Origin of the sequence: Neobacillus citreus (genome assembly GCF_018343545.2) — a bacterium.
Classification (GTDB): domain Bacteria; phylum Bacillota; class Bacilli; order Bacillales; family Cytobacillaceae; genus Neobacillus; species Neobacillus citreus.
In genome coordinates this window covers 19,916-43,711 of record NZ_JAGYPE020000032.1, presented here as the reverse complement: position 1 = coordinate 43,711, position 23,796 = coordinate 19,916, and the positions used below count along the sequence as shown (strand labels likewise).

Below are 23,796 nucleotides of genomic sequence, written 5' to 3'. Positions count from 1 at the left end.
CCTGCCCTTTCTAATTGTTGTCGAACTTTATTTGCCGGAATTAACCTGATATTCGCTGGGTTTCGGAGTTTATTCGCCAAATTGGTCAGGATATTCGCCGATTTTTAAAAGTTATTCGCCAAACGCCTTTAGAAGTGCCCAAAACAGGTATTATTTTTTCCAAAAAAAATGCCTGCTACCGCACAAAAAGCAGGTACCAGGCACTTTACTAAAATATTATCCAATATAAAACCCAATTTTGCCTAACTGCTCCGCCTTTTCCATCCGCTCGAAGGCCGAGCCAAACTCCTCTAATGAGTACATCCGGTCAACCACTGGCTTAATTTCATGCTTCGTTACAAACTCAAGCATTTCCTTGTATTCCTCGCCGCTGCCCAAAGTGGAGCCAAACAACTTGTACTGGCCATAGAAAAAGTCGCGCAGGTTGAATTCGACGACATCACCCGCCGAAGCTCCAAAAGTCACAATCGTTCCGCCCGGTCGGAGCTGCTTCAATGACTTATTAAAGGTTGCTGCACCGACGCATTCGATGACAAGATCCATTTTTTCGCCGCCAAGCGCCTGCTCCCATTCTTCATTGCTGTCAAACGCCTGATCCGCACCAAGCTCTAAAGCCTTCTGACATTTTTCTAACGAACGGGAAGTCACATACACAACCGCTCCTGCCGCTTTGGCAAACTGCAGTAATAGAGTCGCAACTCCGCTGCCGATGCCGGGGATCAATACCTTCATCCCTTCGCGCACCTGGCCCTGTGTAAATAAAGCTCGGTAGGCTGTCAGCGCCGCTAATGATAGCACACCTGCCTCCTCCCAGCTTAAATAGCCAGGTTTCAAAGCAACGTTATCGGCTGGAACGACTACCTGCTCAGCAAAGGTTCCATGGAACGGGAGGCCAAGAATTTCAAACCCTGCCGGGGGTGCATCGCTCTTTTCCTTCCAGCCAAGGCTAGGATTGACCAGCACCTCATCGCCGACCTTGACATCAACAACTCCCTCACCGACCGCATCAACCACACCGGCGCCGTCCGATCCGATGATGAGCGGCGGGTCCGTCGGTTTATGGCGCACAAGCACGAACAAATCGCGATGATTGAGGCCTGCCGTTTTTAACTTAACCCGTACCTCACCAAATCCCGGCTTCAACTCTTCCATTTCACGAACAGCCAGTCCCTCAAAACCAGCCCTATCCGCATGCACAACTGCCTTCATTTTCCTCACTCCATTCCAAATTTTTTTATAAAAATATGTACTAAATCCATAATACTCTGAAAATGATTTTTTTAAAATATTAAGAAAAGGAGGATCTTTAAAACAGCGACCCTCCTTTTTTAAAATTAATTCCCGACAACGTTCGCTTTTCCCACATTCCCATTTAACACATGAATTAAATTGTCAGCCGCCATATGTGCCATTCCCAGGCGTGTCTTGACGCTGGCGCTGCCGATGTGCGGGAGCGCTACTACGTTTGGCAGGGTTAACAAAGGGTTATCCAGCGAAACCGGCTCCTGCTCAAAAACATCAATGCCGGCGCCCCATATGACGCCATTTTTCAAGGCATCGGACAAGGCATCCTCGTCGACAATCCCACCACGAGCAGTGTTAATGAGAATCGCGTTCTTTTTCATCAAGGCTAATTCTTCCTTGCCAATGAGATGATGCACTTCGGCGCTGTATGGTAGCATGAGACAGACAAAATCAGATTGCTGAAGCAAACTCTTGAGATCAGCATACTCGATACCCAGCTCTTCCTCTTTTTCCGGCTTTCGCGACCGACTGTTGTAAAGAACCTTCATATCAAAGCCCTTTGCCCGTTTCACAAGGGCTTCGCCAATCCGTCCCAAACCAATAATGCCCATGGTCGCGCCGTATATGTCCTGGCCGGTCATCTGCATGAGTGACCAGGACCCCCACTTGCCGTTATGTAATATGTCCGAAGCCTCCACAACCCTTCGCGCAGTGGCCATCAATAAGGCAAACGTCAAATCGGCAGTCGTTTCCGTAAGAACGCCGGGTGTATAACCCACCTTGACACCTTTTTCAGCTGCAGCCTGGACATCAATGTGGTTATAGCCAACCGAGCAGGTGCTGACCATCTTAAGCTTTTTTGCCCGCTCGAAAACCTCTCTGTCTATTGTGTCAGTGATAAAACAATAAAGGCCATCAACTTCTGCTACTTCCTTCAATAAGATTTCCCTTGGGACAGGGGTTTCTTCTTCTCCCCACATTCTTACCTCAAACTGAATTGAAAGCCTCCTATAGAGTTCTTCCGGCAGTTTCTTCGTCACATAAACCGTTTGCTTCAACCTTCCACGCCACCTTTCAATAGAATCGTATTTACTCCATTCTACTTCAAAATAAAATAATAGAACAAATTGAATCCTAAACCCTACCCTTTATTTTTATCCTTATCCTTACTAGTTGCTAACTAATTAGAAATCCCTTCGCAGTCGTGGGCCTTCAACCTAGGAATAAACAAGTTTTTCCTGAAAGGGTATTACAATGGAAAATAAAGGTCTACGAATTTCTAACAATATCTGCGATAATAGTAATAGATTTATGAGAGTTCATTCAAAACACCATCAAGGAAGGAAGCAGCAATGAAACAATCTATAAGTTCAAAATCCATCAGCCTGGCGCTCACTATATCCATTATTGCCATATCGTTTTCGGCTATCTTTGTGAAATGGTCCGACGCGCCGGCTTCTATTTTAAGTATGTACCGAATGTTGTTTGCCAGTTTGTTATTGGCACCGATGGTCTGGGTGAAACGCAAGGAGTTTAAAAAAGTGAGTCCAAAGAATGGCGCTATGCTCTTTTTCTCCGGAGTTTTTCTGGCCCTGCATTTTGTTCTTTGGTTCGGCTCGTTAAAGTTAACCACGGTTGCAAGCTCGACCATCATTCTCGCCCTGCAGCCGATTATTTCGCTGGTAGGCGGATTTTTTCTTTTTAAAGAAAGAACGACTGCTTCCGCACTGGCTACAATGGGGATTGCAATCATCGGAGCGATGATGATTGGCTGGGGAGACTTCGGTTTAAGCGCTGATGCCATCCGTGGCGATCTTCTCTCCTTTTTCAGCGTCATCGCGGTGGTCGGTTATTTATTTATCGGGCAAACCGTCGTGAAAAATGTATCCCACTGGATATACAGCTTTAGCGTGTTTCTTTGTGCGGGGATTGTGCTTGTTGTTTATAATCTTTGGGCCGGAGTGCCGTTTCTCGATTATCCGCCCAAGGAATGGGGGATTTTCCTGCTCTTGGCCATCGTTCCGAGCCTTAGCCATGTAATTAATAACTGGTTGCTAAACTATGTGAACGCCACGACCATTTCAATGAGTATTCTCGGCGAACCGGTCGGCAGCACAATTTTAGCTGTCATTTTACTCGGAGAGCGATTATCAGGCTGGCAAATCGCTGGCGGACTCCTCGTCCTGCTCGGCGTCTTCTTTTTCATGAGCAAAAAACAAAAAGCTGCCCCGCCAATGCAGAAAGCAGCTGTTTGATGCATGGGGACGGTTCCTGTGCCTCACAATAGTGAGGCATGAGAACCGTCCCCATGCTTTTTTTAAGAAAAATACATCCGAACCCCAATAAATATCAATAATACTGACAGCATTTGGATGATGACTTTGCCGGGGATTTTTTGAGAGAGCAGGACCCCGATTTGTGAACCGACGATCACACCGATGCCGCCAAAGATGACAGCTGGCCAATCAACATGGCCATAGAATAGCTGCGCCATCACACCGATCGTTGAATAAAGACATAGCGAAAAAATGGACGTGGCCGCCGCATTGTGTGTCGGTACTTTAAATACATAGATTAAGATGGGAACGAGAAGCCAACCGCCGCCAATTCCGAGATAACTGGATAAAATGCCGATCACTAACCCGAGCGGAATCAGCCATTTATTTAGCAAATGGCCATCTTGCTTGCCCCTCCTAACCACCGAAACCTCACTTTCACCGGAAGCACCGGCCGCTATGTATGCATACCCTTCAGAAGGCTGACGTCTTTTTAGTTTATTAGGAAGATTTTTTGTAAATAAAAAGATTCCCAATCCAACCAACAAGGTAGCAAATATCACATAAAAATAACTAGATGAATAGAGTTGGAGCAGCCAAACCCCAAGAAAGGAACCAGGTAGGGCACCAATCGCGAGCGTAAGCCCCGTTCGATATTGAATCTTCTCTTGCTTGGCGTAACCAACCACACCAGACAAAGAATTAATTAATACGATAATAAGTCCTGATCCTGCAGCAATCGCAGGTTCCATTTTAAATAGAAGCAGCAGTGCCGGTACGAAAATAAAACCGCCGCCGGCACCAACAATCGTTCCATAACCTCCAGCCAGGATCCCAATCAGTAAAAGCAAGAAGCCAGTTGTTAGATCCATTTTCATTCCCCCAATTAGGAAAGTTACACCATTTGAACATACTTTTCACAGCATTTTTTGAACTTCTTCCCGCTGCCGCATAAACAAAAATCATTTCGTTCAGGCTTTGGACGGCCTGCCTGAAGATGATTTCGAAGCCACTGTAGTTTGATATTTTCCGCTAATCTTTCCATTCGTTCATGTCCATACTTATAGACTTTCATATAGCTTCCACAGAAATAATCTGGATTCACCGTCTCATCTGCTTGGTTCCAGGCTCGATTTCTTGGACAGCCGCCGTGGCATAGCTTTAAGAACTCACAGCTTTTGCACTTATCAGGCAAAGTAGGCTTTAATCCAAGAAAATCATCATATTTTGGACTATTTAGGATATCTTCTAGTGAATCCAGGCCAACATTCCCAAGCTTATAATCTTCATTAATATAAAAATCGCACGGATAGGCATCGCCATTTTGCTCAAGAATCAAGGTTTTCGGGCACGTCTGACGGTGGATACATAATTCCGCCTCCTGATGCAAATAGGCACTCAATATGTTATCAAAGAAGCGGACGGACCTGTAGGGGTTGCCGTCGTTATACCAGATGTCGAATGCCTCACATAAAAACTGACCATATTGTTCTGGAGTAATCAAATATTGCCCCGGCTTATTCGGCTCCTGCGCGCGAAAATCCATGCATGGGATAAACTGCACATGGGAAAAGCCCTCTTGCTGATAGAACTCCATCAATTCTTTTGCCCGGCCCACATTGTCTTGATGAATCACCGTCAGGATATTAAAATCGACATGATTTTTCCGTAAGTAATCAATTCCACGCATCACCCGCTCAAAGCTTCCCTTCCCATGACCGGTTACCCTTCTTGCATCATTGATTTCTTTTGGGCCATCAAGACTGACACCGATGAGGAAATTATATTGTTTAAAAAAACGAGCCCAATCCTCGGTAATCAGCGTAGCATTCGTTTGCAGCGAGTTGCTGATGATTGTATTTTTCGGTGCATACTTGGCCTGCAAATAAACAACCTGTTTAAAAAAATCCAATCCGGCTAGAAGAGGCTCCCCTCCCTGCCAGGCAAAGGATGCCACCCCGTTAGTAAGTGCCATATATTCCTTGATAAATTTTTCTATAATGGCCTGATCGATTTTGTCAATTTTCCCTGGCTGGCCGCCGCAGCCGCTGTAATAGCAATAATCACAAGCGAGATTGCACGCTTCAGAAACGGTTTTCCACATGACACCGATATGCGAATGTTTTTGGGAAGTTAAACAGGCCTGTGCCATTTTGATTATCTCCTTCTCGTTGTAAAATTTAGTTCGTCTTTATGCATGTGAAATTCTAGGCATTGGCATCTGCTCTTTATGTAGCTCTGCCCATGCATATTTTAATAGAAGGTCTTTTTTCAATTCTTGATAGTCAGGATGGTCCCATAAATTGTTTAATTCCTTTGGGTCTTCTTGCAGGTCAAAAATTTCTCCATGGGTTTGCCGATAGTAAATAGTTATTTTATATCTCTCATCCACGTATGTTTTTTGATGGATAGTCGTTGGTTCATGACGGAATTCACACAGAATATGATCTCTCGCGTTTTCCTGGCAGCCCAGCCAGACATCCTTTTGGTTTTCGCCAGACATGATCGGCGGTATTGGAATGCCTGCAAACGATAAAAAGGTTGGAGCTAAATCCACTAGTGACTGTAGGGCGTCCGATTGTGCTTGTGCCGGAACCTTGCCCGGATAGCGGACAATAAATGGCAGCCGAATCAAATCCTCGTAATGGAAGCCGCCTTTATACTGCAAGCCATGCTGCCCGAAGAAATGGCCATGATCCGTTGTAAAAACAACAATCGTTTCATCGGCGATGCCCAATTCATCCAGCTTATCTAGAATCTTACCAATATACTTATCCATGAAACTAATCATACCATAGTAGTTGGCCACTAATTTTTTCCGGTCGTCTTCCGGCAGCAGATGGGAGTGATATCCGTGAATGCCAAAACCTGTTTCCGCCAGGTAGGAAAAATCAGGATTCTCCTCCTGCGTCTTTTGTAAGTGCGGCGGATTCTTCTCATGTTCGCCCGGGGACAGTTCCGGAATTGTCAGCTGATTAGGGTCATACATCGAGGCCCACGGTTCTGGCACTAAATATGGCGGATGCGGGTCGGGAAAGCTCGCCCATAGGAAGAAATTTTCGTCCTGCTGCTGATAGGTTTCGAGAAGCTCATTTGTTTGTTCCGCAATGAATGTATTATAGTGATATTCTTCCGGAATACCCCACTGATAAGTGATGGACGGATCCATGGTTCCAGTTGGCGGCATATAATACTGCTTCCAGTCATGATAGCCGTTCTCCTCCAGCCAAGCCACATAATGTTGGCCTACTAAATATTCGTTTGTGTGGTTGCGGAGGAGTTCAATTTTTTCAAAGCCATAGAATGGTTGATTGTAAGATTTCCAGAATTCAATATCCTGAAGAAGCGGCAGCGATTCCAACGACGGGTATTCATCCGTTGTGCGTGTCGGCTGGAAATGGGCTTTTCCAACGAGTGCGGTCCGATAGCCATTTTCAACAAAGACGTCACCTACGGTCAGGTGATCCTCGCTTAATTTCGTCCCCAACGTCCAGGCACCGTGCTGGCTTGGATAGGTACCGGTAATGATGGAAGACCTTGCCGGAGTACAGGTAGGATTCGGACAATAGGCGCGCTGAAAGGTCGTTCCTTCCCTAGCAAGCCGGTCGAGGTTGGGAGTTGAAATCTCCGGGTTAAAGGCACCGATGGTATCGTAGTGCTGCTGGTCGCTGGTGATCAGTAAAATGTTTGGCTTTTTCATGACGTGTGCTCCTCTATTGTTTTGAAAAACTACTATTCTATTAAGTGACAATATGGGCTACGGACAATTTCGGTGTTTTGAGGCGCTAGACTGTACTTAAGATGACGGGCTACGGACAATTTGAGATCTTTTTAAGGGCGTTTTGTCCGTAGTTCCACCATCTTCGGACAGATCTTCCTTTTTTTGCGGCTGTTCTGTCCGAACAACCACTAACTTCGGACAATTCCTCCTCTTTTCGCGGCTGTTTTGTCCGAAGCACCACGAACTTCGGACAGTTCCTCCTAATTTCCCGGCTGTTCTGTCCGAACAACCACTAACTTCGGACAATTTCTCCTCTTTTCGCGGCTGTTTTGTCCGAACAACCACTAACTTCGAACAGTTCGCCTAATTTCCCCGCCGTTTTGTCCGAACAACAAACATTACTCTTTAATCTTGAACTTAATTTCAAAGCTCTTCCCATTAGAATTCTTGGAGTCAATATGAATCAAAGCTTTTTTACTCGATACAGAGGCTTTCACACCCTTGCTGGCCTCTACAACTACCGGCCTCGATAGGTCAACTTCCAGCTTCATTTTTTCCAAGCTGAGCGTCGGGTCTGAAACGGCGACGGTTATAGTATCGCCATCCTTCTTTACAAGAATCGATGCTGGATTATAGGATGTTACATTACTAACCGTTCTCTTTTTATCACCAAAAAAGTTAAATCCTTTTAGCCCAAGCTTCGTCTGCTCAACAGCATGGACATACTCGGTGTTAGCTAAAATTTTCACACCAGGACTATTTGCATACTGTTCAGTTTTATTTTCATCAAAGTTCGGTAAAATCACATAAGCATATTTAGCATTTTGCGGATTTTCTCCGTGATCCATTCCTAATGTAAAGAAGTTTTTAGTAATCTTGGTGTCTGGATTGCCAGTACGGATTTTTCTTAGGCTTTCCGTTACCGTATTTGTTGAAACCTGGATATTTGAAGACTCAGGGAAATAATACCCTACCTTTGTTCCTTCTCCATTCGTATTGAAATGAATCCATTTTAGGTCGTATTGACCATTAGCTGGGTTCTCTAATTTTTGATTTTCATAGGTTCCCCCAGCAACCGAACTCGTTTCGCTTTTGTCGAACATACGGTTATCGATGGTAGAAATAACCTCTCTCCCCAGCTGATCCTGAATGCCAGAACCTAACAAGACGATTTCATCATCAAACATAAAAGCTGATTTATTGGCATTGGCATTTTTATAAACTACAAAGTCTTCCGGAAGCAGCCCTGCCTGTTTATCACGATAGCCAATCTCATCCCCAAGCTGGATACCAGAAACTCCATATTTCCCAAGCTTGACTCCTCCTGAATAATGATTTGTTCCTACAGGAAAATACACATAATCATTTTGCGACACTGAGGATGCATAGAAATTTAATGGATGATTTGTATTTTCATAGAAAAGCTTTCCATCATACAGCTCAGGAATGGTTTTTCTCTCCTCTACAGGCACAGTGGTCCCTGGGAGTTTATAAGGATCGATGGCTGCCAAATAATCGGCCCCAAATGACTTCGTCTGATCTCTTCCTGATAAATATAAGTAATACGCGCCATCACCTTGGAACCATGGCTTTAAGTTTTCGCCGCTCATATATTCATACTTGCTGATTCGGTCGGAGCTTCTTGAAAAAGCAAACGCATAGGAATCCCGCAAATGGACCGTTTTATCCATTAAATTAAACGCATAATGATTTTCTTCCGCAATCGCGTCTTTAGCCTCAATTTGGCTATCTGCCATGATGTTGTTAAAGATAATAATGACATTATAGGAGGTGAAGGAGTTTGGATTAATCCCTCCTTTGGACGTTTGCGCAATATATTTGATGTAGGATTTTAAACGCTTACTGTCTTCCTTATTTAATTTGTTCGATAAATCTAGCATTGCCTCCACGATGCTTGTTACATCCTGATACCCTGTCCCCGTTCTTGAAACTGCTCGACCTTTGACGATTTCCATCATATACCCTTCAAAGATAACGGGGGAGAACCCTTTATATAACCAATTCTGAACGGTTGGAACCAATATTTCTTCCGGATTGTAAGAACTGCCGTTTAAAATATTCATGGTTTGCATAATCCGATTTAAGAGAATTTTTCCATAAGAACCGGTATAAGCAACTCTGTGGTGCTGGATAAATGAGCCGTCCTCATAAAATCCATCCGTATTTCCATTCACAATATGATTAGGGTCGATCGTTTGAAAGACAGTCAGAATATTGGCTACTGCCTTTGAAACCCGCTGCCCATCTCCTGTAAGTGCCCCTTGGATGATTCGGTTGGTGGCGATATCAGCAAGGTTGGCGCCTGTGTGTTGACGGGCGGTTAAATCAATATCCCCGTCTTTTCCATTTCTTAAATAAAGGTCCATGGACTTAACATAGTTATCGATTAATTCCGGTTTAGAAGCTCTAATCTCATCCTCTAACAAAAGCAGGATTTTCGTAACATTGATCGGGGCGCCTATTTCCCATTCATACCAGTTCCCGTAGTAACCCTTTTCCTGGTCGGCAAAGTGATTGGCATACAGCCAATCCAACCCATCAATGACCTTATTGATCAATTCCTTATTTTCGTAAAAATTATACCCGGCTTGGCTAGGGTCTTTATAGGTCTTGGCAGCCAGCGCCATTTGGTATAAATATAAATAAGAGTTGCTTAAATTCTTAGGATCTTCGCCAAGAATGACGCCTTTGAACAGACCTTGTGCCCTTTCCTCTATTGGAAGGAAGTCCCCAAGTCTAGAATTGGCCGTATTGTGGACAGAATTGATTTTACTGGCTAGCGATGGGTTGGTATTCAAACTCTCATTGCCAACCAGATACTCTTTAAAGTTTACCTTTAATTGATTAAGGTCGTTTACAGTCTCTGATGGGTTTGTCTCGGTGACAGCAGTTGCCGACGGTTCAGAAGCTTGAACGGAGTTGTTGGAATCTATCGCCGGAACTGTTAAAAAGGTCGTTAATGTCACGGATGTCGCTAAAATTTTCTTTAGATTTTTTCCCATAAATACACCATCCTAAAAAGAAATTTTTTGAGACACGATTTTAATTACCCAAACGGACAAATTGAGTTTTATCTGGCCAGCCAGCCGCCGTCGACCGCCAAAACATGTCCATTCATATAATCTGAAGCTTTGCTGGCCAAAAAGACAACCGTGCCCATCAGGTCTGACGGATCGGCCCAGCGCGCTGCCGGAATGCGTGACAGGATTTCAGCATTTCGCTTTTCATCTGCACGAATTGGGGCAGTGTTGTCGGTCGCAATATAGCCTGGTGCAATCGCATTGATTTGAATATTATGTTCAGCCAATTCATTGGCAAATGCCTTAGTCAAACCGGCAACGGCATGTTTGCTGGCTGTATAAGGAGGGACAAACTTGCCGCCCTGGAACGAAAGCATGGAGGCAATATTGATGATTTTTCCGCTCTTCTGCTCCACCATTACCTTGGCTGCCTCCTGGCTTAACAAGTACAACGAATTCAAATTGACCTCGATGACCGTATCCCAATCTTCTTCTTTGTACTCGACTAACGGTGAACGAAGGATGGTTCCGGCATTGTTGACCAAAATATCTACCTTCCCATATGTCTTCAGACACTCAGGAACAACTTGCTTGACCGCTGCCCGGTCACTTAAATCTGCTTGAAAAAATTCAGCTCTGCGGCCCGTTTCTTCAATTAAGGCCCGAGTTTCTTCACAATCTCCGCTTCTTGCGACAACAAAAAGATCGGCACCGGCCTTGGCCAGCGCAACAGCATATGCCTGCCCTAATCCTTTATTGGCCCCTGTAACAATCGCTACTTTCCCAGCAAGACTAAAGTAATCCAATGAAAATGATGTAAGGGTCATTCTACTTACCTCCAAAATGATATTTTTCTAGAATTTAAAGCCTAAGCCCCGCAAAGCAATCGTGCTTGTCGGGGCTCATGATGCATCTTCTGAGTTTTAATTAGCGCAAATCTGCCATTTTTACATGGTCCATGTCGCTATATGTGATGTTTTCGCCGCACATGCCCCAAATAAAGGTATAATTGCTTGTTGCAGTACCGGTATGGATGGACCAGCTTGGTGAAATCGTTGCCTGTTCGTTTTTCATGACTATATGTCTTGTTTCATCTGGTTTCCCCATGAAATGGAAGACGCGGGTATCTGGTTCCATGTCAAAGTATAAATACACTTCCATCCGGCGCTCATGGGTATGGCATGGCATCGTGTTCCACACGCTTCCCGGTGCAAGCATCGTCAGGCCCATTTGCAGCTGGCAGCTCTGGCAAACGTTAGGGTGCACATATTGATAGATTTTTCGCTCATTTAATGTTTCTGGAGCCCCCATTTGAAGCGGATCAATTTTGTTGATATCGATTTTTACAGTCGGATACGTATGGTGAGCCGGTGCAGAATTGATATAAAACTTCGCCGGATTAGCGGCATCCTTGGATCGGAATAACACTTCCTTTGTTCCTTTGCCGACATAAAGACCGTCACGCTGCTGCATGTCATATTCTGTGCCATCAAGGACAACGGAGCCTTCGCCGCCGATATTAATGATTCCAAGCTCACGGCGTTCTAAGAAATACTCTACTCCCAATTCTTTGTCGAGCTTAATCGTTAATTCCTGATCAGCAGGCGTCACCCCGCCAAAAATCATCCGGTCCACATGGGTATAGGTTAAATGGACCTGACCTGGTTCAAATAATGTTTCCACAAGGAATTCTCTTCTTAATTCTTCGGTTGTGTACTTTTTCATATCCTCCGGATGGTGGGCATAACGTGTTTCCATAATTCATATCTCCTTTTTTTGTGATTTTTTAAGATGGTTACTTCGATTCGCTGATAGAATCTTGAAATTCGCCGATAGAATGCGAAATATCGCCGATAGAACACTGAAAATCGCCGATAGGACCTCAAAATTCGCCGATAGGGTGTAAAATTATATCTTCCAGATAAAAAATCTTACCGCTTAATTGCTCCTGATTCCGTAGCGGCAAACTGAAGCACTTCTTCCCAAGAAAACGGATTACAGTCCCCCTCAACAGTGTGCTTTAATGCAGAGGCAGCTGTTCCGAAAGAAATGATTTGCTGTGCAGGCAGTCCTTCCAAAATGCCCGCCAAAATTCCTGCTGCAAACGAATCACCCCCTCCAACACGGTCAATAATCGGCTCAATCCGATGCACTTTCGATTGAAACAGCTCCCCATTAACAAAGAGGTTTCCTTGCAATCGATTGCTCGATGCCGAAAGCACTGTGCGGGATGTAGAACTCAAATATTCAAGATTCGGATAAAGTTGTTTTATCCTCTGATAATAGACTTTCAGCCGTTCCTCCGGAGGTACCTCCGTATCAACTTGGGGAAGACCAAGCAAATGCACAGCGTCCAATTCGCCACAGAAACAAATGTCGATATACGGCATCAGCTGTTTAAATGCTTCAGCTGCCTCCTGCTGCGACCACAGCTTAGAACGATAATTAAAATCAAAACTGACTTTAATCCCCATTTCCTTTGCTTTTTGAATAATACTCAGGACAAGCTGGCGTAAAGAGGCGGACAGGGCGAGGGTAATTCCCGTAACATGGAGTAAGGAGGCTCCAGCCAGGATCCTCTCAATCTCTACCTCTTCGGTTTCAAGCCCCGAAAAACTCGAGTACTTACGGTCATAGGTCACCTGTGCACTTCGCTCGCCTGCCCCGGCTTCGATATAGTAGGTTCCCAGCCGTTCTCCGCCTTTGATGAGGTAATCGGTTTGGACTCCATGGGATTTCAGATGCCGTTCAACTGCTACGCCTAACGGGTTGGAAGGAATCTTGCTTACAAAATAGGCGTGATAACCAAAATGGGCCAAGGAAACAGCCACATTTGCCTCTGCTCCACCGTAATGGACGTTTAGTTGGTCTGCCTGCTTTAAAAGAACTCCCTCCCGTGTCGATAAACGAAGCATGATTTCTCCCAATGTAACAACCTTTTTCATCCTAATCCCCCGCGTGCTCGTTGGACTCTCTCTACATATTGACTGGCAATCTCCGTAATTTTTTCATAATCTCCCGTTTTTGCCGGTGCAATCAGATTCCCTCCTACACCAACAGCGGCACAGCCATTTTGAATCCATTGTTCTACATTATTGAGATTGACCCCGCCGGTCGGCATGATATTCACCTGTGGCAGCGGAGCTTTGACAGCTTTCACAAAGCCCGGTCCCAACGTATCACCCGGGAATAATTTAATCAGATCCACTCCATGCTCCAGCGCGTTCTTTATTTCTGTAATCGTCATGCAGCCCGGCATATAGGGAACTTGATATAAATGACAAAGCCTGGCTGTCCGTTCATCAAAGCAGGGACTGACGACAAATTGGGCGCCCGCCATAATCGCGATTCTCGCGGTAACCTCATCCAATACCGTCCCTGCTCCGATGATAACTTCCGGGCGCTCCGCAAAATGAGAAGTCAATTCCTTGATGACCGCCTCGGCATCTTGGATGGTAAATGTAATTTCAATAGCGTTTATTCTGCCTGCCACACAAGCCTCAGAAATGGCAATCGCCGCTTCTTTGCTATCCGCTCTAACAACAGCAACAACACCAGACTCGATCACGCTGCTTAAAACCTTATATTTTTTCATGGTCGCCCCTCCTTAAAAAAACGTTACTTTCCTGTCGTTATGCGAAACGGTCAGTTTATGATAAAGATGCACATCATTGTGCTTGTAAACCCGTTCCCCTTTTACCGTATCATTAGCCGCAAAATAAACATCATAGACTGCGGAATTTGACTCAAGACGGAGCCCTAGGAACTGTTCATCAGCCGGCGGCTCTTCACTCCCGCATTGCTCAATGCGATGCTTTGTCACCACTAGCGGATTAGCAGAAAAAATCGCTGTGCTGATACCGCGATGCTCAAAATTCTTTTCCTCAATTAATGTCGTTCGATTGCTAAGCCGGTTATAAATGTCAGAAAAAATGCTGTCCTGGCAGTACGTATTGGCATTTTCCAAAAAATATGTATAGGCTTTATTCCGTTTACCGGTTAATTCCCAGCAGCCTTCCTGCTTGCTTACCTTCATCTTCGGATTCACTTGGAAGAATCGTTTCATCGTGTGAGAGCCTTCGCTGTCAACATGGTCGATGACAATCGCAATCCCTTCCTTCTTGATAAAAACAACCGTCCGCTGCACCATGTAGGTTGTATAGGAAAAGGTACTTTCCATCACGATCAAATCAGCTGTTTCTTTGACACGGTTCCCCAGAGCTTTCCCGACATAGTGATAGGACCAAGAGTCTTTGACGGACATGAAGGGAACTTCGTCGACAAGGACGGTACTGTGGCTTTGGGCTGATTTTAAGAAGTTTCGGACTGGCCCTTCCTGATAAGTGAATCTTCCCGAATCACATAAAACTCTCTCCCCGTTCAAGAACAGATTCAGATGGCCTAAACTTGCATGCGCGTGCCCGCTGCCATGGCGTCCATTCCAAACGCTGACAAAATCCTTTTCAGTCTTGTAGATGAAATTACCGCTATCCTCACCGATAAACAGCTCTGGCAAATTCGGCTGCTGAAACTCTTTTAATCTATCAAACACATCCTGAACAAATACATAATCACTGTCATGCTGCGGAACGACATAGCCATTTGGATAAATCATGTAATAGGCACCATGAACAGCATGCTCGATGAGACCCTTTAAATCTAAGGAAATCGGGATACCTAACGCTTGAGCAGTTCTGTAAATAGCGACCAATGCAAACAAAACCTCAAAGTGATACAGCGGCGACTGTTCCCAATGGACGCCGTCCCCATGAAACTGAATGTCACATTGGCGCTCAAGCTCTGCCCATGCCCACTTCACGATTTCCTCAGGGACCAAGTCTTCACAAAGCATAACCGCTTGCAAAATGCCGGCAATTTGCAGAGTGCCCCAGTTGCTCAACGTATAGCGGTCAAGATATTGATTTTTCAAAAACAGCACTTGCTGCTTGAGAGAGTCAAAAATGGTCTGGAGCTCATCATCACGTAATTCCTCATAGATATGCTGGAGGCTCTTCACCCAGCTTGAGCAGCGGATCCCTGTGTCAATTGTCCGCCATGAGGTCCGGAGCTTCTCCTCGGAAAATGGATTCCGCTCGATCCAGTCAAAAACAAGCCGCTTCCAGCATGCCAGGTATTTCTCGTCCTTTGAATGGGAATAAACCTTCGATAAGTCAATTAGATATTCATGCCGATTTAACATGAAAATCCATTCTTCATCCGCATTCATCGCCCGGTTCCAATCAATCTCTTGAAAGGAGTAGGGAATATAGCAAGCCTCCATATCCAATGGCTTTTTAAAAACAAAAATGTTGGAACACAAAAGATTGCTATTTAAATAGGTAGCTTTTCGTTCACGCTCGTTCAGAAAGGGCATTTGCTGTTTAGATGAGTATTTTGCAAGGTTTGCTTTTAGTCGAGTAAGATCCAATTCAAACGCCTCCCGCCAATGAGAGATAATGAATCATGTCTTTGCACTCTGCTAAGGTCTGTTGAATGACAGCCGGAGCCTCACCTTTTGGGACTTCTTGAAATTGAAACTTCATCGTTAACTCGGTCACCACACTTATCGGCATACCTGAAATAAGGAATTGTTCGGGTGAAAAGTGATTTTCAAGCAAGATCCTTGCGGCAATCTGGTGCGGGGCGCCGCCTGTTAAATCGGCAAAGACAAGCAGCCGGGGGTGATTTTTCAAAAACTCGGTTAACTCTGCTTCATACTGTTCGTGAGTCATCCCCTCGGATAGCGCTAGGATGGATAGATTCGGATTGTCCCCCATTAAATAGCGGAGAGCAGATTGGACACCGGACGGGAAACCGCCATGTCCCGTCACTAAAATCTGATACATGATTGCCCCTTCTTTCATGATGAAATCGAAAAATTAAACAGCTGCTGTTTGACCATTGGTTTGAACCCTTTTCTCCTGATGAAACCCCTTTGATACCAAGGCATAAATCAGGTAGGCAGCGACACTAAAGACTACCATAGATGCCGCTGGAAAATAAAAAACAATCCCCACTGCCCCGGCGATGATCACAAGGGAAAGCAGCGTAAAATGAAGCTTGCCAATCGAAAGCAGCATGGCATTCTTGATCGCGTCTTTCCAAGATACCCGGTAATGAACGATGACAGGAAAAATCGTAATCGACGCAAACAGATAAACGATACTTAATAGGAAAAAAAACGCAAATAGTGCGTATTTTAGGCTCGAATTCATCTGATTGGTGATGATAAAATCACCGATCAGAAAACAGGTAAAGACGAGCCATAAAATGCCAAGAACAAAGCTTTGCTTAAAGTTTCCTTTAAAGTGTCGGAAATAAGCGGAAATGACGCGAATATCCTTTTGCTTTTGCCATTCCCGGACCACCCCAAACATGGCTGTAGTGGCGGGGAAAATGGTCAGGATGGGCAGGCACATCACCAGCCAAAGTGCATTCAACAAAAAAGTGTTCATGATAAACTCCATTGTTTTATAAAGCTTGCCATCCATCCTAACATTTCCCCTTTCAAATCATTAAGATTTACCAGTACATCTTCCAATCCTTCACAAGTCTGATTAACGCTTCGAAATAGTAATAGTCGCCCCAGATGCAGCTTTCGTCTACGCCGCGGCCGCCGGCTTTGTAGTAGACCGCATGCTTGAGGATTCCATTTGCTTCACTGTCGATCTCGGTCCGATAGTTTTCATATAGTGACTGCACCATTTTTAAGGCAGCATTTTCATAGATTTGTTTTTCCGGGTCGGTTAACGGCATGTGCTTTGCCATCTCGAGCAGGCCGCAGATCGTAATCGCTGCCGCTGAGCTGTCCCGTTCCTCGTTGCCTTCTGTAAAAATTAAATCCCAGTAGCAAATCTCATCTTCCGGCAAGCGATTTAAATAATAGTTTGTCAGTTTCTTCGCTAACTCTACTAAGCTCCAATCACTTGTGTAATGATAGCTGAGCGGAAATCCATAGATGCCCCAGGCTTGCCCGCGCGCCCAGCAGGAGTCATCTGCAAAGCCTTGGTGGGTATTGCCGTACAATGGGTCGCCTGTTTCCGGATCCATGTAATACGTATGGAAAGTGGAGGCGTCTTCACGGACAATATATTTAGCTGCCTGCTTGACATGCGACTGGGCCATTTCCCGGTAATGTGGTTTTCCAGTTACCTCCGATGCCCAATAAAGCAACGGCAGGTTCAGGTTGCAGTCAATAATCATCCGGCCGCGCTGCTTCGGATCGTTAAGGTCGCCCCAGGCCTGGATAATCCCTGCTTTATCGTAATAGCGGGTAATTAGCAAATCTGCCGCTTTTAAGGCGATTTCCTTTGCTTCTTCATTGCCAGTCAACCTATAGGCACTGACACAGCTTAATGTGTAAAGGAAGCCCAGGTCATGATGGTCAACTTCAATTCGTTTTTCGAGCCGTTCTTTAAAACTCTGAATTTGCTTTTCGGCCACTTTTCGGTATTTCTCTTCCCCGGTATACTCATAAGCGAGCCACAGCATCCCGGTCCAGAAGCTCGTTGTCCATTCCACGTTTTGAATTGGTTTGTAGACAAGGTTCTCACTGTTGGAATCAGGAAACTTGTCTGTAAATACATCTAGGCTCTGGTCAATTTTGGTCAACACATGCTGAATGGCTTTTTCCACGAAAGCGCGGTCGACTGCCGGAACTTTCGTAAAACGTTCGATATTTTTAATTTCTTCCTTGCGTACTTCCGCTGCATATACGGTCATTTCATAACACCTCTAAGTTTGTTGTAAAAAGGATCATTTAAGTCTTTCAGCCAGCGGCACAGCTTTCCTTCAAGCTCCAAGGCGGCCGGATGGGCGGATGGGTCTTCAATCTGCTCCGGGTGAAGCTGGTATTGATCGTTTTTCAAATCGTAAAGCAAACGGACCAATTCATCATCAGGGGCATAACCATGGTGAATCACATAGGTAAAATTATGGGTTCGAACCGCTCTCCAGCCAAATTCCCGATTATCCAGTCCTGCTTCACGAAACGCTTCAATCGCTTCCTTCCGGCCCGGATAGGCGCTGATATACGCTTCCCCCGGTCCGCCGCTCTGGCGGTTCAGGATATACCCGGATAAATCCGCCCCCTCTACCGAACTAGGAATCTCTAAATCCAGCAAGCTCAAAAGGGTCGGCATAATATCGACGGTGTTCAGCAGGAGCTCTGTTCTTGTTTGCGGAATCACCCCTGGCCAGCGAACGCAAAACGGAACCCCGATTGATTCCTCATACCACACATGCTTCGCCATCAAGCCATGGGACCCCATCATTTCACCATGGTCCGATGTCAACACAACAATCGTGTTTTCTTCCAAATTTTCTTCCTTTAAAAATTGCAAAATTCTTCCGAACTGGTCATCGATACCTGAGATGGCAGCGAAATAGTTTAATTGCTTATCTTTTAATTCCTCGATTCCTCCATCCACTGGTTCTCCGGTATGCACCAAAAATGTGGACTGGTTCACGTTTTCCCTTAAGGTTATTTGCTCCCTGTCGTACAGGTTCCGGTATTTTTCCGGCACCTGATCGAATGGACTGTGCGGCGGATTCCATGATAAGAATAAGGCAAACGGCCGATCGCTATTCCTGTTTGCAAGATACCTAAGAGTCTGGTCCGTTTCATGCTCGACCGACCATTGATTGACTTTGATTTTTTCCGGACTATCCTGCCAGTAATGCGGGGCGAGATGCTCATCCCATGCCCCGTAGGAATACCAGTATTGGAAGCCGTGGCGTTTCGGTCCCGGCGGGGTATACGCATCCCAGTCGGATGCACCTGATTCCGGCTGATCAGTGACGTTTAATTCCGGCAAATCGAGATGCCACTTGCCAATATAGGCGGTCTGGTAGCCGTTCTCCGCGAGCACATCACTGATACAAGTTTCATCCGGGTTCAACATGACATCGGCCCCGACCTTACAATTGGTATAAACCCCTGTGCTATTCGGGTACCTGCCGGTCATTAGTGAGGCCCGATGAGGAGAGCATAATGGAGAGCAAGTGACAGCATGGGAAAAAATCGTCCCTTCCTGCGCAAAAGCATCGATATTTGGCGTAATCACCTGGTCCTCCGCTTCATAGCCGACAGCCTGACGGCGCCATTGATCGGCAAAAATATAGATGAGATTCGGTCTTTGTTGACTCTCCATTTGTCTCGCTCCTTTTTTCTTACATTTATCTAATCGAATGTGGACTGTTTCCTTTTACACTTGGAATCATTTTTAATTTGACAGTGAAGGACTTTCCATGTGCCTGATTGACGTTCACTTTCAATTTAATGGAAGGCTTCGTTTCCACAACCTGCACCTGTTCGTCGGCTTCAAGAACCTCGAAGGCTTTTCCGTCAAAATCAATGTCAATCGTGCCGGTATTTTGCATCGTCGGGTCGGAAATGGCCAGTGTCAGTACGCCATCCTTCTCCTGCATCGTAACAGACGCCTTTTGATAAACGGTTAATGGCCCAACTGTTTGTTTTTCATCCAGCCAGAAGTTTGCCCCAATGATATTTTCCTTTAGCTCCTGCACCGCTTGAACGGCCGTGTCATTTCGTAAAATTGAAATCTCCGGCTGGGCGGCATATTGGCCTGTTTGTTCCGGTGTTAAGCCCGGCAATAGCACGTAGGAATATGTGTCATTCGCAGGATTCACACCATGATCAAACCACATCGTAGCGTAGGAACGCGTAATTGGCTTCGTTGGTTCAGTATAATTGATGTCCTTCCAGGCGCCAGTCCGCTGTTCTTTTTTCAAGGTAAGAGTTTTTCCATCCGGGAAGTAATAGCCAATATCAGACCCCGGCACATTTCCTTCCAGGTACGCCCACTTGGCATCAGCCGTATGGTTTTGCCCATCGGTTAAGTCTGGTTTTTCCCCATTAATGATCAGTTCGTTTGATCCGTTATCGCGGATTTTCCGATTTTCCACAATCGTCTCAATTGTTCTGTTATCCCCGCTTGTGATTCCTGATCCAAGAGCAACAATTTCGTTATCGAACATAAACCATGATTTTTTGGCTGTTAACGAACTATTCCAAGCTTTGTAAGACATGCCTGCTGTACCAAATCGGTCCAGCGTCGATCCCCCAACCCAAGACTCTGGTGAATTATGCTCCCCGCTGCCGTCTGCCCGCTTCATCGTATCAACAGTCGTTCCAGGCATCCGGTACGGGTCAACGGTTGGCCAGAAATCATCGCTGTACTGGGCGAGATCTGCATTGTACAAATAGGTCATCCCTTCGCCTGTATACCAGCCTTTTCGGTTTTCATCATTCATATCTTCATAGTTTTGAATCCGGTTAGAATACATGCTGATGCCAAAAGCGTACCCAGGTTTTCTGTTCACCACACGGTCCATCGACGCGAAGGTCTTATGGTAATCAAGCTCGCCCCTTGGCTTAACGTCTTGATTGTCCAACAGCTGCTTAGCCAGGACCATGTCCTTGAAATTACTGGAGCTTGAAAGATAATCTAGGTACGTATCTTCTTGAAGCCACGATTTGGCCATACTCTTATATTTCGCTGCATACGGTTCTGGTGCAAATTGCGCCAGCCGGATCACTACTTTGGTAATCGTTTGCCCGGCCTGATGATCCTGAAGGAAACTGCGGGAAATCGCTCTTCCTCTGATCATATCCATCAACGCACCTTTATACATGAATGGTTCAAAAGCATTTTCAATCCAGTCATAAACATTGGACACTTTAGGGTCCGTAACAGCCCAGGTCGAACCGCTTAATAAATCAAGCAGATCGGTCAACCCTTCGATTAACACATTTCCATAAGAACCGGTGTAGGCAACGTCCTCATGCTGAACAAACGAACCATCTTCATAAAAACCATCGCCTGATGTCACGTTTTCAAAGGTTTGGCTCAGTGCATCGCGAGCTGCTGCGATTTTCGCACCATCCTTCACAAGAACGCCGCGCACGCCAACTACCTTACTGACATCTATACGGTTGGCGCCGACTGCTTCGCGGTAATTACTAGGAGTCGTCGCACCTGATTTAGTCGGATCGGGCTGAAAATGATCAATCACATTCAGATAGCGGTGAATCGTTTCCTGATCTAAATAATCATATAAAAGCACCATAATGCTGTTTAGTTCATTCGGCACTCCGATTTCCCAGTGCCACCAGTTGCTATACTGCTGAATATTCTCGTTATAGCGGTTTTGATAAAGCCACTCTAAGGCATCTTCAATATCCTTTAACAATTGCGGGTTGCGATAAAGGGCCGAATTTTCATTAGCAAATGCCTTGGCCATGGTCGTCAGATTCCGGTAGTTGTCGCGAATATCGGCTGAATTATCAGTGCTTCTGTACTCATACCAGAGGAAAGAACGATCTTTATTTTTGACCATCGTCCTCCATAAGGACTGCTCCGATTTCGTTTGGCTGGCCAACAGTTTATTCATTCGTTCATTCGAAGCATCGTAGTAGTCGAGACTGGTCATTTGGTTTTCCCACTTATGACGAAGCTGATCGTACTCGTCCTGGACAGCGGCTGTAACAGTGACCTGACTTTCACTTTTAATCTGCCCATCAGTTGTCGCAACAGAAATGACCGCTGTTCCCGGAGATTTCGCTTCGATAAGACCGTTCTCTACTAAAGCGACCTCTTCATTGGAAGACGTCCAGACAAGCTGGCCGGCGTCTGCATTTCCCGGAGTAACCTGCGTTTGCAGCAGGCGTAGCTGCCCCGCCGATAATGATAGTTGTTTTGGAGACAGTTCCAATTGTTCAATCGCTGGCCGTTCAAGGGCGTCATTTCTTAAAACCTTAACCGTACTAGTGGCAGTCAGGCCATTATCCGTTACTGCCATAATCACGGTTTCACCGGCTTTTACTCCGGTTACCGTGCCGTTGTTATCCACTGTGGCAACAGAATTGTCACTTGAAAACCAAGAAATCTTTGAGCTGGCGTCAGCGGGTTCCATTTTGGCATTCAAAACCGCTGTCTCCTGCTCATTAATCGTCACATCCTTATTTTCAATCGCAATCGATGTAGCAGGGTCAATCAACTGTAGGGAAACATCATCAAACATGACGGTTCCTGTTCCTGTTTCAAAGAAAAGCTGGACTCGGATGCTATCGCAATTTTGCGGAGGCTTTACCTCCATCTTGATTTGTGACCAATCATGAGTCCCTGTTAGCCGAGTTGAGTAAAGGAGGTCAAGCTGCTGCCCTTTCTCAAAGGTGGTCACCCTTATCCGTGCCCCCTGGCCGCTAACGATATTATCCGTCTTCAGCCACGTGCTTAATAAATAGGTTTTTCCACCTTTTACAGGGACATCCTGATTTACAGATGCTCGTGCGGTTTCGGCGGCTGTAATTTTCAACCCGTATTTTCCTGAGTGGGCGGCATCCTCGGAAATCGATACAATTGGTTTTCCTGTCGGCTTCCACACGCTCCAGTTGGCTGCGCCTAATTGGTCCCAACCGGACGCAGCCTTCTGCGTTTCTTCAAATCCTGTGTTTACTAAACGAACAGCGCTATCATCAGCAAAAATCAATGGTACATTGACGGACATGGTAATCAGTAAAGACAGTATGATCAGAACAGACAATCCTTTTGCAGGCTTTTTGTTCATCAGTTCGCTCCTTTATCATTTGATTCCTGTGTTGGCAACTCCCTTGATGAAATGATCCTGTGCTAAGAAATAAACAATGATGGTTGGCACAACTGCCGATACCGCTGCCGCCATTAGCAGGGAATACTCGGTGTTATACTCAGTGATAAAATGCTGGATGCCCAGCTGCAATGTGTATAAATGATCCGATGTCAGATAGATTAACGGTCCCAAGAAATCATTCCAGGAATGCATGAATGAGAAAATGACGAGTGTCGCGATGGCCGGTTTGGATAATGGCAGGATAATCCGCCAGTAGATGCCAAACTCACTCAAGCCGTCGATTCTTGCTGCTTCCAGCAATTCATCCGGGATCGATAGGAAGAACTGACGGAACAGGAACACCCCAAATGGATTAAAGGCGCCAAGAATAATCAGTGCCCAGTGCGTATTCACGAGTCCAAGCTGTTTCATCAGCATAAATTGCGGAATCATCATGACCTGGTATGGAATCATCATTGTGGCCACATAGATGAAAAACAGGCGGTTGCTTTCCGGAAATTTAATTTTCGCAAACGCATAGCCGGCCAGTGAACTGTTGATAATCACCAAAATGGTTGTGATGACGGCAATTTTTAACGTATTTAAGTAATAAATATGGAAGGGAACAGCCGTCCAAACTTCCTTGTAATTTTCCCAGCGGAATGTTTCCGGGATCCACTTGATGGGAAATCCGAAAATCTCCGTTTCCAGTTTCAAAGAAGCAGACAGCATCCAAACAAACGGAAGGACCATCGTCAAGGAAACTAAAATAACCACGATGTACTTAATGGCTTGGCCAACCGCGAATTTTTTCTTCTTTTTTACTTCTGGTGTATAGACTTGAGCTTCAGTAGCAATATTCATACAATACTTCCGCTCCTTTCTGTCGGTTTAGTCATAG

The 23,796-nt window shown here is 45.4% G+C and carries 18 protein-coding genes; 1 reads left to right on the top strand and 17 read right to left on the bottom strand.

Annotation, left to right across the window (positions count from 1 at the left end; translation table 11 throughout):
- Positions 1–216 precede the first annotated feature (216 nt).
- A complete protein-coding gene (locus tag KHB02_RS17080; RefSeq protein WP_213144037.1) occupies positions 217–1,209 on the bottom strand; it encodes a zinc-binding dehydrogenase in 993 nt (330 codons plus the stop codon).
- Positions 1,210–1,334: 125 nt separating this feature from the next.
- The gene (locus KHB02_RS17075) at positions 1,335–2,303 is read right to left on the bottom strand and encodes a 2-hydroxyacid dehydrogenase (RefSeq protein WP_213144036.1); all 969 of its coding nucleotides are present in this window, start codon (positions 2,301–2,303) and stop codon (positions 1,335–1,337) included.
- Between the two features lie 294 nt (positions 2,304–2,597).
- Between KHB02_RS17075 and KHB02_RS17070 the strand changes: the two genes are divergently transcribed.
- Positions 2,598–3,500, top strand: a complete 903-nt coding sequence (locus KHB02_RS17070) for a DMT family transporter (RefSeq protein WP_213144035.1) — start codon at positions 2,598–2,600, stop codon at positions 3,498–3,500.
- Between the two features lie 62 nt (positions 3,501–3,562).
- On the opposite strand, the gene KHB02_RS17065 is transcribed toward KHB02_RS17070, so the two are convergent.
- The 15 genes from KHB02_RS17065 to KHB02_RS16995 form a co-directional block, all read right to left on the bottom strand.
- Positions 3,563–4,393 (bottom strand): sulfite exporter TauE/SafE family protein, encoded by an 831-nt coding sequence (locus KHB02_RS17065; RefSeq protein WP_213144034.1) that lies wholly within the window; start codon positions 4,391–4,393, stop codon positions 3,563–3,565.
- 23 nt (positions 4,394–4,416) lie between these two features.
- Positions 4,417–5,673, bottom strand: coding sequence for an anaerobic sulfatase maturase (locus KHB02_RS17060; RefSeq protein ID WP_213144033.1), 1,257 nt, complete (start codon positions 5,671–5,673; stop codon positions 4,417–4,419).
- Positions 5,674–5,712: 39 nt separating this feature from the next.
- Positions 5,713–7,221: a sulfatase family protein gene (locus KHB02_RS17055; protein WP_213144032.1), complete on the bottom strand. Its 1,509-nt coding sequence runs from the start codon at positions 7,219–7,221 to the stop codon at positions 5,713–5,715.
- Between the two features lie 419 nt (positions 7,222–7,640).
- Positions 7,641–10,265, bottom strand: coding sequence for a polysaccharide lyase 8 family protein (locus KHB02_RS17050; protein ID WP_213144031.1), 2,625 nt, complete (start codon positions 10,263–10,265; stop codon positions 7,641–7,643).
- Between the two features lie 68 nt (positions 10,266–10,333).
- A complete protein-coding gene (kduD, locus tag KHB02_RS17045; protein ID WP_213144030.1) occupies positions 10,334–11,110 on the bottom strand; it encodes a 2-dehydro-3-deoxy-D-gluconate 5-dehydrogenase KduD in 777 nt (258 codons plus the stop codon).
- 100 nt (positions 11,111–11,210) lie between these two features.
- Positions 11,211–12,041: a 5-dehydro-4-deoxy-D-glucuronate isomerase gene (gene kduI, locus KHB02_RS17040; protein WP_213144029.1), complete on the bottom strand. Its 831-nt coding sequence runs from the start codon at positions 12,039–12,041 to the stop codon at positions 11,211–11,213.
- Between the two features lie 173 nt (positions 12,042–12,214).
- Positions 12,215–13,228 (bottom strand): sugar kinase, encoded by a 1,014-nt coding sequence (locus KHB02_RS17035; RefSeq protein ID WP_213144028.1) that lies wholly within the window; start codon positions 13,226–13,228, stop codon positions 12,215–12,217.
- Positions 13,225–13,878 carry a bifunctional 4-hydroxy-2-oxoglutarate aldolase/2-dehydro-3-deoxy-phosphogluconate aldolase gene (locus KHB02_RS17030; protein ID WP_213144027.1) on the bottom strand — a complete coding sequence of 218 codons (654 nt, stop codon included), beginning with the start codon at positions 13,876–13,878 and terminating at the stop codon, positions 13,225–13,227. The genes KHB02_RS17035 and KHB02_RS17030 overlap by 4 nt, the downstream gene beginning before the upstream one ends.
- 12 nt (positions 13,879–13,890) lie before the next feature.
- Positions 13,891–15,711, bottom strand: coding sequence for an alginate lyase family protein (locus KHB02_RS17025; protein WP_213144026.1), 1,821 nt, complete (start codon positions 15,709–15,711; stop codon positions 13,891–13,893).
- Between the two features lies 1 nt (position 15,712).
- Positions 15,713–16,129 carry a PTS sugar transporter subunit IIA gene (locus tag KHB02_RS17020; protein ID WP_213144025.1) on the bottom strand — a complete coding sequence of 139 codons (417 nt, stop codon included), beginning with the start codon at positions 16,127–16,129 and terminating at the stop codon, positions 15,713–15,715.
- A gap of 33 nt (positions 16,130–16,162) precedes the next feature.
- Positions 16,163–16,774 (bottom strand): YesL family protein, encoded by a 612-nt coding sequence (locus tag KHB02_RS17015; RefSeq protein WP_213144024.1) that lies wholly within the window; start codon positions 16,772–16,774, stop codon positions 16,163–16,165.
- A gap of 31 nt (positions 16,775–16,805) precedes the next feature.
- Positions 16,806–18,005 carry a glycoside hydrolase family 88 protein gene (locus tag KHB02_RS17010; protein WP_213144023.1) on the bottom strand — a complete coding sequence of 400 codons (1,200 nt, stop codon included), beginning with the start codon at positions 18,003–18,005 and terminating at the stop codon, positions 16,806–16,808.
- On the bottom strand, positions 18,002–19,435 hold the full coding sequence (locus tag KHB02_RS17005; protein WP_213144022.1) for a sulfatase family protein: 1,434 nt from the start codon (positions 19,433–19,435) through the stop codon (positions 18,002–18,004). Before KHB02_RS17005 ends, KHB02_RS17010 begins: the two co-directional genes overlap by 4 nt.
- A gap of 25 nt (positions 19,436–19,460) precedes the next feature.
- Positions 19,461–22,874: a polysaccharide lyase family 8 super-sandwich domain-containing protein gene (locus tag KHB02_RS17000; RefSeq protein WP_213144021.1), complete on the bottom strand. Its 3,414-nt coding sequence runs from the start codon at positions 22,872–22,874 to the stop codon at positions 19,461–19,463.
- Positions 22,875–22,889: 15 nt separating this feature from the next.
- Positions 22,890–23,759 (bottom strand): carbohydrate ABC transporter permease, encoded by an 870-nt coding sequence (locus KHB02_RS16995; RefSeq protein WP_213144020.1) that lies wholly within the window; start codon positions 23,757–23,759, stop codon positions 22,890–22,892.
- Between the last annotated feature and the right edge of the window lie 37 nt (positions 23,760–23,796).

Excerpts from the sequence above, each read along its gene's own strand:
- KHB02_RS17070 (WP_213144035.1), top strand. The coding sequence starts at position 2,598 with ATGAAACAATCTATAAGTTCAAAATCCATCAGCCTGGCGCTCACTATA.
- KHB02_RS17030 (WP_213144027.1), bottom strand. The coding sequence starts at position 13,878 with ATGAAAAAATATAAGGTTTTAAGCAGCGTGATCGAGTCTGGTGTTGTT.
- KHB02_RS17035 (WP_213144028.1), bottom strand. The coding sequence starts at position 13,228 with ATGAAAAAGGTTGTTACATTGGGAGAAATCATGCTTCGTTTATCGACA.
- KHB02_RS17005 (WP_213144022.1), bottom strand. The coding sequence starts at position 19,435 with ATGGAGAGTCAACAAAGACCGAATCTCATCTATATTTTTGCCGATCAA.
- KHB02_RS17065 (WP_213144034.1), bottom strand. The coding sequence starts at position 4,393 with ATGGATCTAACAACTGGCTTCTTGCTTTTACTGATTGGGATCCTGGCT.
- KHB02_RS16995 (WP_213144020.1), bottom strand. The coding sequence starts at position 23,759 with ATGAATATTGCTACTGAAGCTCAAGTCTATACACCAGAAGTAAAAAAG.
- kduD (WP_213144030.1), bottom strand. The coding sequence starts at position 11,110 with ATGACCCTTACATCATTTTCATTGGATTACTTTAGTCTTGCTGGGAAA.
- KHB02_RS17015 (WP_213144024.1), bottom strand. The coding sequence starts at position 16,774 with ATGGATGGCAAGCTTTATAAAACAATGGAGTTTATCATGAACACTTTT.
- KHB02_RS17010 (WP_213144023.1), bottom strand. The coding sequence starts at position 18,005 with ATGACCGTATATGCAGCGGAAGTACGCAAGGAAGAAATTAAAAATATC.
- KHB02_RS17080 (WP_213144037.1), bottom strand. The coding sequence starts at position 1,209 with ATGAAGGCAGTTGTGCATGCGGATAGGGCTGGTTTTGAGGGACTGGCT.
- KHB02_RS17060 (WP_213144033.1), bottom strand. The coding sequence starts at position 5,673 with ATGGCACAGGCCTGTTTAACTTCCCAAAAACATTCGCATATCGGTGTC.
- KHB02_RS17055 (WP_213144032.1), bottom strand. The coding sequence starts at position 7,221 with ATGAAAAAGCCAAACATTTTACTGATCACCAGCGACCAGCAGCACTAC.
- KHB02_RS17050 (WP_213144031.1), bottom strand. The coding sequence starts at position 10,265 with ATGGGAAAAAATCTAAAGAAAATTTTAGCGACATCCGTGACATTAACG.
- kduI (WP_213144029.1), bottom strand. The coding sequence starts at position 12,041 with ATGGAAACACGTTATGCCCACCATCCGGAGGATATGAAAAAGTACACA.
- KHB02_RS17020 (WP_213144025.1), bottom strand. The coding sequence starts at position 16,129 with ATGTATCAGATTTTAGTGACGGGACATGGCGGTTTCCCGTCCGGTGTC.
- KHB02_RS17000 (WP_213144021.1), bottom strand. The coding sequence starts at position 22,874 with ATGAACAAAAAGCCTGCAAAAGGATTGTCTGTTCTGATCATACTGTCT.